This window comes from Mucilaginibacter sp. (assembly GCF_036383575.1).
GTDB lineage: Bacteria > Bacteroidota > Bacteroidia > Sphingobacteriales > Sphingobacteriaceae > Mucilaginibacter.
The window spans coordinates 1-15,023 of record NZ_DASVOB010000302.1 but is presented as its reverse complement, the minus strand read 5'-3'; the positions used below and the strand labels follow the sequence as shown (position 1 = coordinate 15,023).

General features: G+C 44.3%; 14 protein-coding genes. 6 read left to right on the top strand and 8 right to left on the bottom strand.

Annotated features, from left to right (window positions below):
* Positions 1 to 179: 179 nt before the first annotated feature.
* The 6 genes from hemN to VF500_RS10500 form a co-directional block, all read right to left on the bottom strand.
* On the bottom strand, positions 180 to 1,541 hold the full coding sequence (hemN, locus tag VF500_RS10525) for an oxygen-independent coproporphyrinogen III oxidase (protein ID WP_330859633.1): 1,362 nt from the start codon (positions 1,539 to 1,541) through the stop codon (positions 180 to 182).
* 12 nt (positions 1,542 to 1,553) lie between these two features.
* On the bottom strand, positions 1,554 to 2,576 hold the full coding sequence (locus VF500_RS10520) for a 2-hydroxyacid dehydrogenase (RefSeq protein WP_330859632.1): 1,023 nt from the start codon (positions 2,574 to 2,576) through the stop codon (positions 1,554 to 1,556).
* Between the two features lie 82 nt (positions 2,577 to 2,658).
* Positions 2,659 to 3,711: a response regulator gene (locus tag VF500_RS10515; protein WP_330859631.1), complete on the bottom strand. Its 1,053-nt coding sequence runs from the start codon at positions 3,709 to 3,711 to the stop codon at positions 2,659 to 2,661.
* Entirely contained in the window at positions 3,708 to 4,895 is a 1,188-nt protein-coding gene (locus tag VF500_RS10510) for a PAS domain-containing sensor histidine kinase (RefSeq protein WP_330859630.1), read from the bottom strand. The genes VF500_RS10515 and VF500_RS10510 overlap by 4 nt, the downstream gene beginning before the upstream one ends.
* 133 nt (positions 4,896 to 5,028) lie before the next feature.
* Entirely contained in the window at positions 5,029 to 5,445 is a 417-nt protein-coding gene (locus VF500_RS10505; RefSeq protein WP_330859629.1) for a hypothetical protein, read from the bottom strand.
* Between the two features lie 111 nt (positions 5,446 to 5,556).
* Positions 5,557 to 6,249, bottom strand: a complete 693-nt coding sequence (locus tag VF500_RS10500) for an OmpW/AlkL family protein (protein ID WP_330859628.1) — start codon at positions 6,247 to 6,249, stop codon at positions 5,557 to 5,559.
* 230 nt (positions 6,250 to 6,479) lie between these two features.
* Between VF500_RS10500 and queD the strand changes: the two genes are divergently transcribed.
* The 4 genes from queD to VF500_RS10480 all read left to right on the top strand — a co-directional run bounded on the left by queD (position 6,480) and on the right by VF500_RS10480 (position 10,159).
* Positions 6,480 to 6,836, top strand: a complete 357-nt coding sequence (gene queD, locus VF500_RS10495) for a 6-carboxytetrahydropterin synthase QueD (protein WP_330859627.1) — start codon at positions 6,480 to 6,482, stop codon at positions 6,834 to 6,836.
* 151 nt (positions 6,837 to 6,987) lie between these two features.
* Positions 6,988 to 7,845 (top strand): universal stress protein, encoded by an 858-nt coding sequence (locus tag VF500_RS10490; RefSeq protein ID WP_330859626.1) that lies wholly within the window; start codon positions 6,988 to 6,990, stop codon positions 7,843 to 7,845.
* Positions 7,846 to 7,879: 34 nt separating this feature from the next.
* Positions 7,880 to 8,917: an alcohol dehydrogenase AdhP gene (adhP, locus tag VF500_RS10485; RefSeq protein ID WP_330859625.1), complete on the top strand. Its 1,038-nt coding sequence runs from the start codon at positions 7,880 to 7,882 to the stop codon at positions 8,915 to 8,917.
* Between the two features lie 99 nt (positions 8,918 to 9,016).
* Positions 9,017 to 10,159 carry a C1 family peptidase gene (locus VF500_RS10480; RefSeq protein ID WP_330859624.1) on the top strand — a complete coding sequence of 381 codons (1,143 nt, stop codon included), beginning with the start codon at positions 9,017 to 9,019 and terminating at the stop codon, positions 10,157 to 10,159.
* Between the two features lie 67 nt (positions 10,160 to 10,226).
* On the opposite strand, the gene VF500_RS10475 is transcribed toward VF500_RS10480, so the two are convergent.
* Positions 10,227 to 11,432, bottom strand: a complete 1,206-nt coding sequence (locus VF500_RS10475) for a hypothetical protein (protein WP_330859623.1) — start codon at positions 11,430 to 11,432, stop codon at positions 10,227 to 10,229.
* Positions 11,433 to 11,741: 309 nt separating this feature from the next.
* On the opposite strand from VF500_RS10475, the gene VF500_RS10470 reads away from it, so the two are divergent.
* Both VF500_RS10470 and gap read left to right on the top strand, forming a co-directional pair.
* Positions 11,742 to 12,791, top strand: a complete 1,050-nt coding sequence (locus VF500_RS10470; protein WP_330859622.1) for a GlxA family transcriptional regulator — start codon at positions 11,742 to 11,744, stop codon at positions 12,789 to 12,791.
* A gap of 137 nt (positions 12,792 to 12,928) precedes the next feature.
* Positions 12,929 to 13,906, top strand: coding sequence for a type I glyceraldehyde-3-phosphate dehydrogenase (gap, locus tag VF500_RS10465; RefSeq protein WP_330859621.1), 978 nt, complete (start codon positions 12,929 to 12,931; stop codon positions 13,904 to 13,906).
* A gap of 93 nt (positions 13,907 to 13,999) precedes the next feature.
* Here the strand turns inward: gap and VF500_RS10460 are convergent.
* On the bottom strand, positions 14,000 to 15,023 hold a 1,024-nt coding region (locus VF500_RS10460), incomplete at its 5' end, for a winged helix-turn-helix domain-containing protein (protein WP_330859620.1).

Sequence of the window (15,023 nt, the reverse complement as noted above, 5' to 3'; positions counted from 1 at the left end):
GTTATTGGGGTGTGCAGATGATAATTAAAAGTGGGTGTCATGCTGAGGTTCTCGAAGCATGGTGGGAGGCCTCTGCGCGCGACCCTTCGACAGGCTCAGGGTGACCGGCCTAAGAATGGTATTTACTATTCAGTAGAATCCAGACTTACGAAGTTTTTAAAACTCCGTAAGTCTTTTCATCATATCGCCATACTAAACAACTGCGTAGCTGGTTTATTAGCCCATAGCCGCGCATCAATAGCCATACAAATATTGCGTAAAAAGTTTTTGCCTTCAGATGTTACTTTCAATCCCCAGGAGTTAAGTTCTAATAATCCGTCTTCAGCTAAAGGTTGTAAGCGTTCTATCCCTTCAAGTAATACTTCGCAGGGTTCTGTGTGATGGTTCCAGGTGGTTTGCCCTTTGCACATGATATCCTGAATGTGCTTGCGGATGATCATATCGTCCTGCGTTAAAATATGGCCTTTAAAAACGGGTAATTTACCATTTTTTACCAGCTCCAGGTATTCTTCAACTGTTTTTACATTTTGGGCAAAAGCATACTGCGAATCACTGATAGAGGATACCCCTAACCCAACCAATAATTGTGTGTGCTGGTGGGTGTAACCCATAAAATTACGATGCAGGTTGCCGTTTTGTTCGGCCATTAACAGTTCATCTCCCGGGAGGGCAAAATGATCCATACCTATTTCTACATAGCCATAGTGCTTCAGCAGTGAGCGGCCAACCTCGTATAGTTTAGCTTTGAGTTTTGCATCGGGCAGGTCTTTTTCGGTAAAACGGCGTTGACCGGGTTTCAGCCAGGGTACATGCGCATAACTGTAAAAGGCAATCCTGTCGGGCATTAATTCGGACACATGCTGCATTGTCGCAGCCAGTCCCGGTAAAGTTTGCAGGGGCAAGCCATAAATCAGATCGTAATTGATGGATGTATAGCCAATACGCCGCGCCTGGCCGGTGACAACCTGCACCTGCTCCAAACTTTGTTGCCGGTTGATAATGAATTGAACTTTGGGGTCAAAATCCTGGATCCCCAGGCTTAACCTGCGGAAACCGAGATCAAACAAAACCTGTAAATGATCGACAGTAGTATTTGCCGGATGAGCTTCAAAACTGAAGCCTGCATCCGGATGAATATCGGCATTAAGCAGAATAGCACTGATGAGCGTTTTAAGGTTTGCCGGGCTAAAGAATGTAGGTGTACCACCACCAAGATGGATCTCCCGAATGACAGGCTTTTTGCCAAAGATGTTTTTGTACATGGCCCATTCCAGTAACAATGCTTTGATGTATGGTTCCTCAACCCGGTGGTTTTTGGTAATGCGGGTATTGCAGCCGCAGTAAGTGCACAGGTTTTCGCAAAAAGGTAAATGAATGTAGATGCTGATACCATCCTGCCCGTTGCTTTCAGTAAAGGAGCGTTTTACTGTTTTTATCCATTCATCTTTGTTAAACGCAGTAGTATCCCAATAGGGCATAGTTGGGTAACTGGTATAGCGTGGCGCAGCCACATTGTATTTGGCTGTAAGTGATTGTTCCATAATGGGTAAGTTTTAAAGAGTAGAAGGGAAAGTATTAACCCGACAACTGTTGGCACATACGCAGGCCTCGCCCGAGCATTTGTTTTGCTGCCACTGATCAAGGTTGCGAATGGTTTGATCGGCTATTTCCTGCAGGGCTTCCTTGGTTAAATAGGCCTGGTGCGGGGTAACCAGCACGTTAGGATAATTTAACAAGCTATGTAATAAAGGATCTTTAACAAGGTCATCTTCATGGTCTTCAAAAAACAGGCCTTTCTCAAACTCGTATACGTCCAAACCCAGGTAACCTATTTTGCCGGTTTTAAGGGCGGCTATGGCGTCGGTGGTACGGATAAGTGCGCCTCTTGAGGTATTAATGAGCATTACCCCGTTTTTCATCAGGCTAATAGTCTCGTTTTTGATGAAATGTTTAGTTGCCGGTGTAAGCGGTAAATGAAGCGAGATAATATCAGCGGTTGCCAGCAGTTCATCCAGGGTAACTGGTTTAATGTTTGGAGTATCCGTAGGGAACGCGGGATCATAGGCAATAACGTTACAGCTAAGGCCGCTGAATATTTTTGCAGCAGCTTTGCCGGTATTGCCAAGACCAATAAGTCCTACAGTTTTCCCCGAAAAGTTGAACCCCATCAATTCATCGTTCCTGAAATCAAAATGGTGACTATGTTCATCAGCTCTGATGATTTGCCGATTCAACGCAAATGCAAGGGCAACAGCATGTTCGGCTATGGCCTGCGGCGAATAAGACGGGATGTTTGAAATACTGATATGGTATTGCGCAGCGGCTTGTTTATCAATATGATCGGTACCGGTTGAACGGGTTATGATCAGTTTTACGCCAAAACCGGCAAGTTTTTCAATTACCGGGGCGGCTACATCATCATTGGTAAAAACGATTACAGCGTCCTTCCCTTCGGCAAACATGGCTGTATCCGGCCCCAGGGCATTGGATATTAATGTAATGTCGTGCTTTTTTTGATTGGCTTTTGCCAGGAACTCCTTTTCAAAAGGCTTGATACTATACGCTACCGCTTTCATTTGCAATGATTTATCAGGAGTAAAATTACTCCCAACAAAGCGCATACGGAATGAGCCGCATCAACCGAAAAAGTGATGCTGGTCAGTTTCTCATTTTTGAAAGCCTGGTAATATCAAGCACAGTGATCACGCTACCTTTTTTATCAATCAAGCCCTCATCTTTAAAATCGGAAAGGGTACGGCTTACTGTTTCTGTTGCCATACCAGCCATAGCTGCAAGGTCTTCCCTTGATATTTTGAAGCTTTCGGTAGCGTCTGTGTATTGTTTGTGGAGGCGCAACATAGCCTCAGCCATCCTTTTTCTTACGGAGTGATAGGCCAGTTGCAGCAACTGTTCTTCCTTATCCCGGATGTTGTTGGCAAGCAACCTGATAAATTCACGACCGACTTCGGGGTATAAATTCAATAGCTCATCCAGCTGGTCTTTGGGGATAAGGCATAGCAGGCTATCCTCCAATGCGGTGGCGGTTTCGCTATAGGTTTCATTAGATAACAGCGAATGGATCCCAAGGTATTCATCAGCGGTATAAATTCCGGTCATCAGTTCGCGGCCGTCCTCGGCCATTTTTAGGGTTTTTATCCGGCCTTTTATTACCAAGTACAAACCGTTCCCTTTATCACCTTCATAATAAATAACCTGGTTTTTCTTAAACTGGCGGGTCCTTCGTTCGTCGATGATGCGCTTTAGTTCGGCAAGCCCTTTGTTTTTAGAAAGCAGCAGGTTTAAATTATCCAGTGATTTGCTGTAAAATACCTGCTGGATCTCCTTTTTTTTGAGCCGGCTTTCAATGGCACTCAGCAGTTCCATGTCATCAAACGGTTTGGTAAGGTAATCGTCGGCACCCATTTCCATGCCTTTGCGCAGGTCAACCCGCTCAGCTTTTGCCGTTAAAAATATAAAGGGGATAGACGCGGTGACAGGTTTTTTATTCAGCATATATAATACACCGTAACCATCCAGTTCGGGCATCATGATATCGCACAAAATAACATCGGGAATATTTTTTACGGCCAGGTCAACCCCGGTGCGGCCGTTGTTCGCTTCAAATACATTGTAGCCTGCAAGCTCCAGGATCTCAACTACGTTTTCGCGGATATCGTTGTTGTCTTCGATGATAAGTATCTTTTTGCTCATTGTTCGGGGAATGAAATGGTGAATATGGTGCCTTTATTAACGCTGCTTTTAAATGCAACGCTGCCATTCATGAGGCGGGCATAACGGGCAACAATGTTTAATCCTAAACCGGTACCGGGAATATTGCCGGTATTGTGTGCCCTGAAGAAGGCTTCAAATAAATGTTTCTGATCGGTTTCGGGGATCCCTATGCCGTTATCTTTTATGGTGATGATACAGCCGTTTTTGCCTATCTCGGTGTTAAATTCAATAAAAGTATTTTCGCCGGAGTATTTGATGGCGTTGGCAATGAGGTTGATAATACAGTTTTTAAGCAGGTTCAAATCCAGGTTAACCCTGCTGTTGCTGCCGGTATGCTGGTAAATTATGTTCTGGTCTTTCTTGGCTATCAACTGCATTTCTTCGGTAATTTCCTCTGCCAGCTTTACCAGGTCAAACGTAGTTAGCGAGGGTTCAACGCGCCCGGCTTCTAATTTTTCATGCGAAAGGAAGTCATTTAATATCGCGGTAAGGTTACCAACCGCGTTTTTGATCTTGTTTACATGCTTGCTGACATTGTTGTTTTGTAAATGCCCGGCATATTTTTCGATAAGGGAGGCGGAGAGCTGCACTGCACTTAAAGGCGTACGGAACTCATGCGAGGCCATCGACACAAAACGGCTTTTTAGTTGCCCAAGTTCTTTTTCTTTTTCGAGCGAAATACTGACTTCTTCCTTTGCCTGCTCAAGTTCTTTAACGGATAGTTGCAGCGATTGTGTGCGTTCCTGAACTTCTTCTTCCAGGTGTGATGCATATTCTTTGAGCTGGTCTTCGGCCTCTTTTTCGCGGCTGATATCATGTATAAAGCCGGTATATATTTTCCGGCCCGAATATTTTACCTCGCTTACAGCAAGGCGGAAAGGGAAACGTGAACCGTCTTTCCGCAGACCGGTAACCTCGCGGCCAATACCTATGATATGTGCCCGCCCGGTGTTTTGATACCTGTTAATATATTCGTCGTGCTGCTGCTTATCGGGCGGGGGCATCAGTATGGATACATTTTTGCCCGTTACTTCGGCAGGCGTGTACTGAAATAATTTACATGCAGAAGGGTTGATCGATTCGATCAGCCCCCGTTCATCAATTGTTATGATACCATCAATAGCATTTTCGATGATCGCATTCAGCAATGCTGCACTTTCCATATTAAACCCATAGCCATCTTAACCGGCCAATCAAAGGTCATTACTTTTGGGAAGGCGGGGTATAATCACATTCAGTTTAAAAAGTGATATTGATCATTTTTTGAATGGGGTTTTTATCTATGAACAAGAAGTTTTACGCCCGCTCGGCAACAAAGTGATCGAATTTCTTTCTTAATTCACTTACTGCTTGCTGCTGTGCCATACATTCCTCATTTAAAAGGTCGAAGATGTTTAGGTTTTTTTCGATAGTGTGCTCATTTGCTATATCAAGTACGAGGCTATTTTGGTTTTCGCGAATACGGTTTCTTAAGCTTTCGATATAGCTTTTGAGGGTATTTAACAGTTCTTTGAAATATGCAGTTTTTTCTAAGATATTCCCCTCTGTGCTGTCTTCTGCTACTTCATCCAGTTGTTCCTGGATAAGAAATAGCTCAAAATGATAAAAATCAAGCTTCCGCAGCCATTCCTGGTGAAGAGGACTGGTTTGTTTTATATTGATTTGTTCCATGCCATAAGAGTAGCGATCAGCCTGTTTTAAAAAAATGACCATCGTCACTTTTTTTATTGATTGATATCATAAAGTGTATTTGTTGTTCGCAGAAAAGCCAGGCTACAATTGCCCGGCTCTTTAAAAATTGCCTTATAAGGACTGAACAGAATATTACTTGATCCGGTATCCAACTCCTATACCTACTACCCACGGCCTGATCTTAACGTCGGCGTCAATGTTTTTTAATACCGGGGCCAGCGACTGATTACCGGCAGGGGTGAGGTTGGCGGCGTTGACCGTAGCGTTGGTATTCAGGAAAAGTTTTTTTAGATCGATATTCAGGAATACCGTTTTAGTGATGTCGTAATCAATACCAGCCTGCGCCGCAAACGAAAATTTATTTTGATAATCTATTGCCTGTACAACAGGGCCTTTATCGGCATTATAAAATATGGTATAATTTGCACCTGCGCCTATGTATGGTTTAAACGCTGTACCTGTCGGCAAATGGTATTGCAAAGTTAAGGTTGGCGGTAATAACCAAACCTTGCCAAGATTAACATCGGCAGAGGAGCCGCCCCCTACGGCCGTAAGGTTTGAGTCCTGTGTTTTTACCTTATGCTTGGATGTGCCGAGGATCAGTTCGGCAGAGAAGTTTTTGGCAAAGAAATAGGTAATATCCAGCTCGGGTATATATGCATTGCTGATATTGATATCGCCACCTATAACACCGATTTTGGCACTTTCCTGTGGTAATATACCTACTGCCCGCAAGCGAATATCCCACTCACTTTTTTGCTGGGCAAAACTGTTTAACGTGCTAAACAGGCACATAGCCAATACACATAGTTTTAAAGTTTTCATAATATATGGATTTGAATTATGGCTCAAAACTATGGGCGGTGTGTGCCCGTGGCTATGATGGTAAACAGCCTGTTTGCTGATGTTTATCATTGCCATAAAGGATAATAAAGCGATTAGGTGCAATACCTTATCAAACAATGATCAAGGTTACTATCGCAAGCGATGCTGATCATATGCTAATCAATAAGTTTGGCCTAATCTTATAGCCTTATTATTTATCTAACTTATTTATGATCATTTACCAACACTTTACATTTGATGCTGCCCACTTTTTACCGTATGTACCTGATGGACATAAATGCCGCAACCTGCATGGGCACACCTATCACCTTACCCTTTACATTGCCGGCGAAATATTAGAGCGGGAAGGCTGGATCCTGGATTTTTCTGATCTGAAAGCAATTGCCGCTCCGGTGATCGGGATGCTTGACCATACCCTGTTAAATAACATAGAAGGCCTTGAAAATCCGACAGCCGAACTCCTGGCCGCTTGGATCTGGCAGAAAATAAAACCTTTACTGCCCGGTTTGCAAAAGATAGAATTGAAAGAAACACCAGCATCAGGCGTAATATATGAGGGTGAATAAACAAGAGCCGGGGTATCTAAATGTAGATCATGGTATGGGGTTGTCATACAGGCTATATTGGGCTTAGGGTCACGTAGAATGGTGACCGCAGTCATTATTTTCGACTGTAAAAACAGGCAGTTTTGTGGTATAAAACAATCACACTCAAAACATGAAAACACTGCTTGTTGCTACCGATTTTTCAGCTAATGCAAGGCATGCTGCTGAATATGGCTATAACCTGGCCAAACAGATCAAAGCTAACATCGTACTCTGTAATGCGGTTATTGTTCCTGCCGAAATGCCGCAATCGGGCACTATAGTATGGCCAATGGATGATCTTGAGCTGTTGCTGCTGGACAGTACTACCGGCCTTGAAAATTTAAAATCAGATTTAGAAATGGCTGCCCATCCGAACGGCTTCAAGCCCGAAATTACGCTCAAAAATGAATCTGGCATAGTAACTGACGTTGTAGAAAGTTATGTGGAAAGCCACCCGGTTGATCTGGTGGTAATGGGTACACATGGTGAAGGAATGAGCAGTTTTTTATTGGGCAACCACAGCAAAAATATGATTGAAGCCACTACCAAACCCTTGATGCTCATCTCGCCCGAAACGCGGTTTGTTCCGCTTAAAAAAATAGCATTCGCAACAGATTTTACCGATCCGAAAAATGATGTGGAGAGTTTGTTTCATTTAATACCCTTTGCTAAAACATTAGGTGCACAGGTTTTACTGACCCATATTTATGATGGCGAAACAATACCGGAAGCGCTGAAGGAGACCATTGCCAATTTCATGACCGAAGTATCCAATAAAGCCAACTATCCGCATATCTATTATCGCAGCGTACGGAACAGCCAGGTTGAGGCCGGTTTAAGCTGGTTATGTGAGCATGGACAGGTTGATATGCTGGTGATGGTTCACCGGCCACATAGTTTCATCCACCGGTTATTGAAAAGCAGTCACAGCGAAAAAATGGCCGGACGTTTGGATATTCCTTTGTTGGTATTTCCGTCTGTAAAATAATCGTCTCCGTTCAATCAATTAAAAAAACAAAAATATGCTGCCTAAAACAATGAAGGCCGCGGTGATCCACCAATTTGGACAGCCGCTGCAAATAGAAGAAATGCCCGTGAAAGAACCGGGCGAAAACCAAATATTAGTAAAGGTTATGGCCTGCGGTGTATGCCATACCGACCTGCATGCCTGCGAGGGAGATTGGCCTGTAAAACCCAAAATGCCACTGATACCGGGACATGAGGCTATCGGTTATGTAGCCGCACTCGGGAGCAATGTGAAAAATGTTAAGGAGGGCGACATCGTTGGGGTGCCCTGGCTATATAGCGCATGCGGTTGCTGCGAGTTTTGCATAACCGGCTGGGAAACGCTTTGCGATTCACAGCAGAACGGAGGGTATAGTGTGGATGGCGGTTTTGCAGAATATTTAATTGCCGACTCGCGTTACGTGGCCCATTTCCCGGCTAATGCCAATTTTATAGAGATGGCACCCATCATTTGTGCGGGCGTTACGGTTTATAAAGGCATAAAAGAAACCGAAGCAAAGCCCGGCGAATGGATAGCTATTTCGGGTATTGGCGGTTTAGGGCACCTTGCTGTTCAGTATGCCAAAGCTATGGGCCTGCATGTGGCCGCTATTGATATTGCCGATGATAAGCTGCAATTGGCCAGAGATTTAGGGGCCGATTTAACGGTAAACGCCCGAAACCAGGATCCCGGAGATTTTCTGAAAAAAGCCACTGGTGGTATGCATGGCGTATTGATAACGGCGGTTTCATCTGTTGCCATTAAACAAGGGATCTCGGTGCTAAGAAAAAAGGGAACCATATCTTTAAACGGTTTACCGAAAGGTGATTTCGAGTTGCCGATTTTTGAATCGGTATTAAACCGGTATACTGTTCGCGGCTCCATAGTAGGTACCCGGAAAGACATGCAGGAAGCCATTGAATTTGCACTGGAGGGTAAAGTGAAAGCCACTGTTCATACCGCCGGATTGGATGATATTAACCAGGTGTTCGACAGGATGAAAGCCGGGGAAATTGAAGGCAGAACGGTATTGGATATAGCCAAACTTGGTTAGTAAATGCAACTATCGGGAGTATTAAATTTTTCCGAAGTAAGTTAATTTGGTTTTTCTTTCATTAAATTGTTTGATACATTTATCCTTTCACGAAAAAGTATGAAACAAATAGCTTCATTTCTGGTGCTTTCTGCCATTGCCGTAAGGGCATTTTCGCAGGAGCCTACTATTAAGGTCAATCTTGACGTTACAAAACCGCAATTTACTGTAGTTAAAAATAACCAGGCAACGCCTGTTAAAAACCAGGGTAACTCCGGAACCTGCTGGTGTTTTGCAACCACATCACTTGTTGAAAGCGAAATGCTTTCCAAAAAAGAAAAAGATCCCGACCTGTCTGAAGTTTATACGGTTTACAATTTATACATTGACAAGGCCGAGAAATACATCCGCAGGCGCGGTAATACCCGTTTTACTGAAGGCGGCATTCAGCAGGACGTGTTGTTTTCTACCGATAATTTTGGCTCTGTGCCGCAAGAGGTTTATCCGGGCATTGGTCGTGATACGGTATTAAACCACGATGGCGAGATGGAAACCAAATTAAAAGCCTACCTGGATAACCTGCTGAAAAGCAATCCTGACACCATCCCGGCAAATTGGAAAGTGAATTTTAAATCGATTTTAAACGGGTACCTCGGGGAGCCTCCTGCAACTTTTAACTACAACGGAAAAACTTATACTCCCAAAAGCTACGCGGAGCAATTTGTGCCCTCTAAACTTTCGAGCTATATAGGGCTTACATCTTTCAAACACCATCCTTATAACACAAGCTTTGCTATTGAGGTGCCTGATAATTACAATAGCAACATGTTTTATAATTTACCGCTAAATGAATTTATAAAGAGCGTTAAAACGGCCGTAATGCAAGGCTATACCGTTGCCTGGGATGCCGATGTGAGTAACAAGGGCTTCCAGATGAAAAAAGGGCTTGCAAAATGGGTTGACAATGATGATGAATTAAAAGATTTTGCAGCTTTTACAGAGAAGGTACCTACGGCAGAAATCCGCCAGGATCTGTTTGACAGGCAAGTTACCCAGGATGACCACCTGATGCAAATAACCGGTATTGCTAAAGATAGCAAAGGCAACGAATACTTCGTGGTTAAAAATTCCTGGGGTACAGGAATAGGTCCCCTGGCCGGATACATTTATGTGAGCATGCCTTATTTTGCAATAAATACGATATCAGTAGTGGTAAATAAAAAAGCTATCTCCCCAACTTTGATAGCAAAAGCTGGCGAATAAGAATCTACAGTTTATTGCGGCAAAAGTATTTTTGCCGCAATAATTGTCTAACGACGCTATCCGGCTTTCAGATCTTGATGTAAATTTTTTGCTTGTACATCCAGTACAGGATCAGCCATAATAACAGCAGGGTTAAAGCGCCGCTGATAAGCGTAGCGTAGGCTAATCCGAAAATTTGGTTATAATGCGCCCCGAGATGTATATACAGGTTATCGGTGATATATTGCCGTAAACCACCGTCAGACATTAAGTAGGCAGCGATGGAATTCATCCCGATGACACTGAGAAAGAAAAATGGCTTTTTGCATTGTTTGAGATCAATGAGCCAATAAAACAGCGCAAGGAAACCAAAACAGATCCCGCCGCTGAAGATCACCCAGGCAGGTGTCCAGATCCTTTTAACAATAGGGTTGATATTGGTCAGTTGTAATAATATGCCAAGTGCGGTGAGGCTGATGGCGGCGATTATAAAGTACTTTAGCTTTTCTGCCGGCTTTTGATCATTCTTGAAAATTCCGCCTGCCAGTAACCCAAGGATCATAGTTCCCAAAGTGGGAATAAAGCTCAATGTGGAGTAGCCGCCTTCATTATATTGGAATGGTGTGCTGCGCGGAAATAAATTGAGGAACCATCGGTCGGCCGCCCAGGCCAGGTTGGTGTTTTTATTCCAGTGGGCAGCAAAGCCCTGCAGGTTATGTTCCCAGTTTGGGCTTACACCTGCAGATGCATAATCAAAGCCAGCCCCGGGTAACGGGTACAGGGCAAAGGCAAGCCAATAACCAACCAAAATGACAATAAGGGCCCCGATCTGTACTTTTCGGGAACAAAAGCCGAGCATAACGAGGAAAGTGTAGCCGAGGCCTATCTGGGTAAGCGTATCTTCAAAAGTGTAATAGGTTTGGCCCTTTCCCAATGATCGTAAAAAGAAACCGAGGAAAATCAGGATCAGCGAGCGGAGCAAGGCATGACCGAGAAGTGCAGCGGTAGTTGCGCCTTTATTTTTCCTGGAAGCCAGTGAAAACGGCAGTACAACACCCACTAAAAAGCTGAACGAGGGCTGGATCATGTCATGGAGGCTAAGCCAGGTCCAGGGTACATGTGATTGGTTGAAGGCCAGCAACTGCCAGAATTTGCTATCGGGCAAAGCCGTCGCTACGCTTTGAAAGGAGAGTACTTCTCCCATCATCAACAACATCACGAAGCCGCGGTAAACATCCACTGAAGCTATCCTGCCGCCAGGCGGGACCGGGTTTATAACCGTACTTTTTTCCATGATCGCGGTGTGAAATATTAGTTTTAAGGTATCATTCTTTAAGCAGATCTCCAAATTCTTATAAGCCGTTTAAAAACGAATGGAAAGTTTTTTGTAGAGACGCATCACATGCGTCTCTCGACAGACAGGTCGATTTAAAAGGCTTCTAATTCCGTCGGAAATTGCAAGCGGGAGACGCATGTGATGCGTCTCTACAATTAAAAACAATCAATTTTAAACAGCTTCTTAGCGTTAAGAACATAAATACATGGCCTAATATGTATAGAATATGTCCTTTCAGACAAGTTGAGTAATGTTTAACTTTGGTTTATGACTAAGGATATGGAAGATAGTCGTTGTCAAAAAAAGAAGCAAATTGCAATTGTAACCATGGGGAGCACCATGCTGGTTGTTTTTGCAGGCCCTGCTGATGTGTTTTTTAATGCCAACAAGATATTGCGGGAATACGGTATTGATGCCGGATATGACGTAATGATTGTTGCAGCAACAGCAGAGAAACAACTGGATACCGGTATTGGTATGAGCCTGGTTTGCCAGCAAACGGCTATGGATATTAAAACCCCCATCGACACTCTGATCGTTGCCGGTAATGACAGCCGGGAATCAAGCCAACCTGCTCTTCAAGATTTTTATACCTGGCTATCCGCAAGGAACGAAGGTAATACCAGGCGTATTGCTTCGGTTTGCGGAGGTGCTTTTGTACTGGCAAAAGCAGGGCTATTGAAGGGACGCAAAGCGACTACGCATTGGGAACGCGCCGAAAAGCTAAAGCGGGAATACCCGGAAGTAGAGGTAAACTGTGAACCAATGTTTACCAGGGATGGCAATATCTACACGGCAGCCGGTGGCTCATCCGGGATAGATCTTGCGCTGGCCATGGTAGAGCAGGATCATGGTAAGGAGATAGCGGGCCGTGTAGCTAAGTTGATAGTTTTTTACCTTAACAGGCCCGGCTATCAGGCACAGTTTGGCAATTTGCTTCCTGTTTATGATCCTATGCACATTGCTCAGAAAACGCAGACCTGGCTAAGCGAACACCTGCACGAAAAGCTGGATGTTAACCAGGTGGCAGAAAGAATGAACATGAGCACCAGGAACTTTACCCGCGTTTTTAGCAAACAAACCGGAATGCCGCCTGCAAGATTCATTGAGAAATTACGGGTGGAAACCGCCAGAAAATACCTGGAGGATACTGATATATCCATAGAAAGGATAGCCGAGCAATGCGGGCTTGGCGGTTTGGTGAATATGCGCAGGACCTTTTTAAGGCACCTGATGACAACCCCTTCCGATTACAGACGCTCCTTCCGCACCTCATTGAATGGTTTTGAAACAAATTCCCTGCAAATGAGAAACTAACACTTAAGAGAGTTCAACAACATTTATTGAAAAAGATCAGGCGATGCTAAATGACTTATTGGCGTTGAAGCACCCTTCATGTCTTTACTTTTTAACCGATCGAAAAAAACAAATACAAACATCATAAATAATTAATCATGAAAATTGCAATCAATGGATTTGGCCGTATTGGGAGAATGACCCTTCGGGCTTTACAGGATAAATCTAATATAGAGGTCGTTGCCATCAACGATTTGACCGATATCACAACACTTGCTCACTTACTGAAATATGATTCTGTTCATGGCAGGTTTCCCGGCGAAATTGCTGTTGACGGCGACCATATAGTTGTTAACGGTAAACCAATTAAACTGATCAGCGAAAAAGATCCTGAAAAGCTCCCCTGGAAAGAATTAGAGGTTGAAGCGGTGATCGAATCGACAGGCCGTTTTACGAGTAAGGTGGCTGCAGAGGCGCATCTGCGTGCAGGAGCTAAAAAGGTATTGATTACTGCACCGGCCGGATCCGATGTTAAAACAATTGTACACGGTATCAATAACGAACTGATAGGAGGCGACCAGATCTATTCTACAGCCTCTTGCACTACCGGGGGCATTGCGCCAATACTGTATGTACTGGATAAAGAATATGGCATCGAGTCGGGATACATGGCTACAGTTCATGCTTTCACTTCTGACCAAAACCTGCAGGACCTTCCTCACCGCGATCTTCGCAGGGCCCGGGCAGCTTCCTTAAACATTATCCCCTCAACTACCGGCGCTGCAAAAGCCATTGGCGATGTATTGCCAAGCCTTAAAGGAAAGCTCGACGGACATTCATACCGTGTACCGGTGCCTGACGGGTCAATAGTCGACCTTTCTCTCAACCTGAAAAAAGAAGTACCGGTTGCAGAGCTTAATGCTATCCTGAAACATTACGCAGAAAACTCATTGAAAGGAATTTTAGAATATACAGAAGAACCATTGGTATCATCTGACATTATCGGCAACCGGCATTCATCTATTGTTGATGCCGCCATGAGCAGAAGTATCGGAAAAATGGCAAAAGTTGTTGCCTGGTACGATAACGAGGCCGGTATCTCTAACCGGATCTCAGAACTGGTATCGCTGATATAATTATCCGGAATCCCGAAAAACGGGACATAATTTCTGAAAGCTACCGGTTATGAAAATGACCGGCAGCTTGTTGTTTTATCAGGTGGAGAACGGCTATGCAAAAGCTTTCATGATACTTTGCAGATAAACCTGGTTATTTGATTTTTTAAATTCAATATCCCGGCACTGGTTAAATTGTACAAATGCTTTCAGTTCTGTTACGATTTTCTCTATGGCGGCTTCATCCAACACTATCTCTTCGAAGTGCAGGTTATGAATAATAAGCAATTTTTGTTTCCTGTCGGCTTTGGCATCCATACGGGCTACAAATGTATCGCCTAACAGTACCGGTAGGGAAAAATAGCCATACCTTCGTTTAGCGGCCGGTACAAAACATTCTATCTGATAGTCAAAATCAAAAAAGTCCCTTAAGCGGTGGCGGAACACATTCAGGATATCAAAAGGCGAAAGGATAAACACATCCCCCGATAACTCGATGGCTGTGGATTGATTAGGCAGCATATAAAGCGGTGCACTCTTTAATCCATTTATCTGAACGGTCATCAATTCACCTTCGGCAACCATCCGGGCAAGTTCTTGTTTTACCAGGTTCCCTTTTACGTAACGGGCCCGCCAGGCCATCTCTTTAGCATAGGCAATGCCAAGCGCCCGCAGCGTGCGCCTGATCACAAAACGCGCATATTCTTCCGCTGATGGTGCTGTAACGTCGGTGTCCACCGGTACCAGGTTCATCGGCAGATCATATACTTTATGAAAACTTTTGTTTCGGGTGATCATTAGCTTACCTGCCAGGTATAGCCTTTCAAGGGCCACTTTGGCCGGCCGCCAGTCCCACCAACCGGAACTGGCCTTCAGGCGGTCGTTTTCAAAATCACCCACCATCAATGGCCCTTCGCGTTCTATGCGGTCCATCACCTGTGCCATCAAATTTATTTCCTGTTTGGCAGATGGTTGGTAACGGCCGGCAAAGGCCTGTTTAACTGGCAGCGAAAACCGGAAATCATGCATCGGAAGATAACCTGCATCGGAGGTAAAATACTCAAAAATGCGGCCTTCATCAGTCAACTCTGCCAGCCAGGAAGGTTCGTAATCCGGCACGCGAGCAGCCATCACATGA

Bases quoted from the DNA above. Each gene is read 5' to 3' on its own strand.
- hemN (WP_330859633.1), bottom strand. From the start codon at position 1,541: ATGGAACAATCACTTACAGCCAAATACAATGTGGCTGCGCCACGCTAT.
- VF500_RS10520 (WP_330859632.1), bottom strand. From the start codon at position 2,576: ATGAAAGCGGTAGCGTATAGTATCAAGCCTTTTGAAAAGGAGTTCCTG.
- VF500_RS10515 (WP_330859631.1), bottom strand. From the start codon at position 3,711: ATGAGCAAAAAGATACTTATCATCGAAGACAACAACGATATCCGCGAA.
- VF500_RS10510 (WP_330859630.1), bottom strand. From the start codon at position 4,895: ATGGAAAGTGCAGCATTGCTGAATGCGATCATCGAAAATGCTATTGAT.
- VF500_RS10505 (WP_330859629.1), bottom strand. From the start codon at position 5,445: ATGGTCATTTTTTTAAAACAGGCTGATCGCTACTCTTATGGCATGGAA.
- VF500_RS10500 (WP_330859628.1), bottom strand. From the start codon at position 6,249: ATGAAAACTTTAAAACTATGTGTATTGGCTATGTGCCTGTTTAGCACG.
- queD (WP_330859627.1), top strand. From the start codon at position 6,480: ATGATCATTTACCAACACTTTACATTTGATGCTGCCCACTTTTTACCG.
- VF500_RS10490 (WP_330859626.1), top strand. From the start codon at position 6,988: ATGAAAACACTGCTTGTTGCTACCGATTTTTCAGCTAATGCAAGGCAT.
- adhP (WP_330859625.1), top strand. From the start codon at position 7,880: ATGCTGCCTAAAACAATGAAGGCCGCGGTGATCCACCAATTTGGACAG.
- VF500_RS10480 (WP_330859624.1), top strand. From the start codon at position 9,017: ATGAAACAAATAGCTTCATTTCTGGTGCTTTCTGCCATTGCCGTAAGG.
- VF500_RS10475 (WP_330859623.1), bottom strand. From the start codon at position 11,432: ATGGAAAAAAGTACGGTTATAAACCCGGTCCCGCCTGGCGGCAGGATA.
- VF500_RS10470 (WP_330859622.1), top strand. From the start codon at position 11,742: ATGACTAAGGATATGGAAGATAGTCGTTGTCAAAAAAAGAAGCAAATT.
- gap (WP_330859621.1), top strand. From the start codon at position 12,929: ATGAAAATTGCAATCAATGGATTTGGCCGTATTGGGAGAATGACCCTT.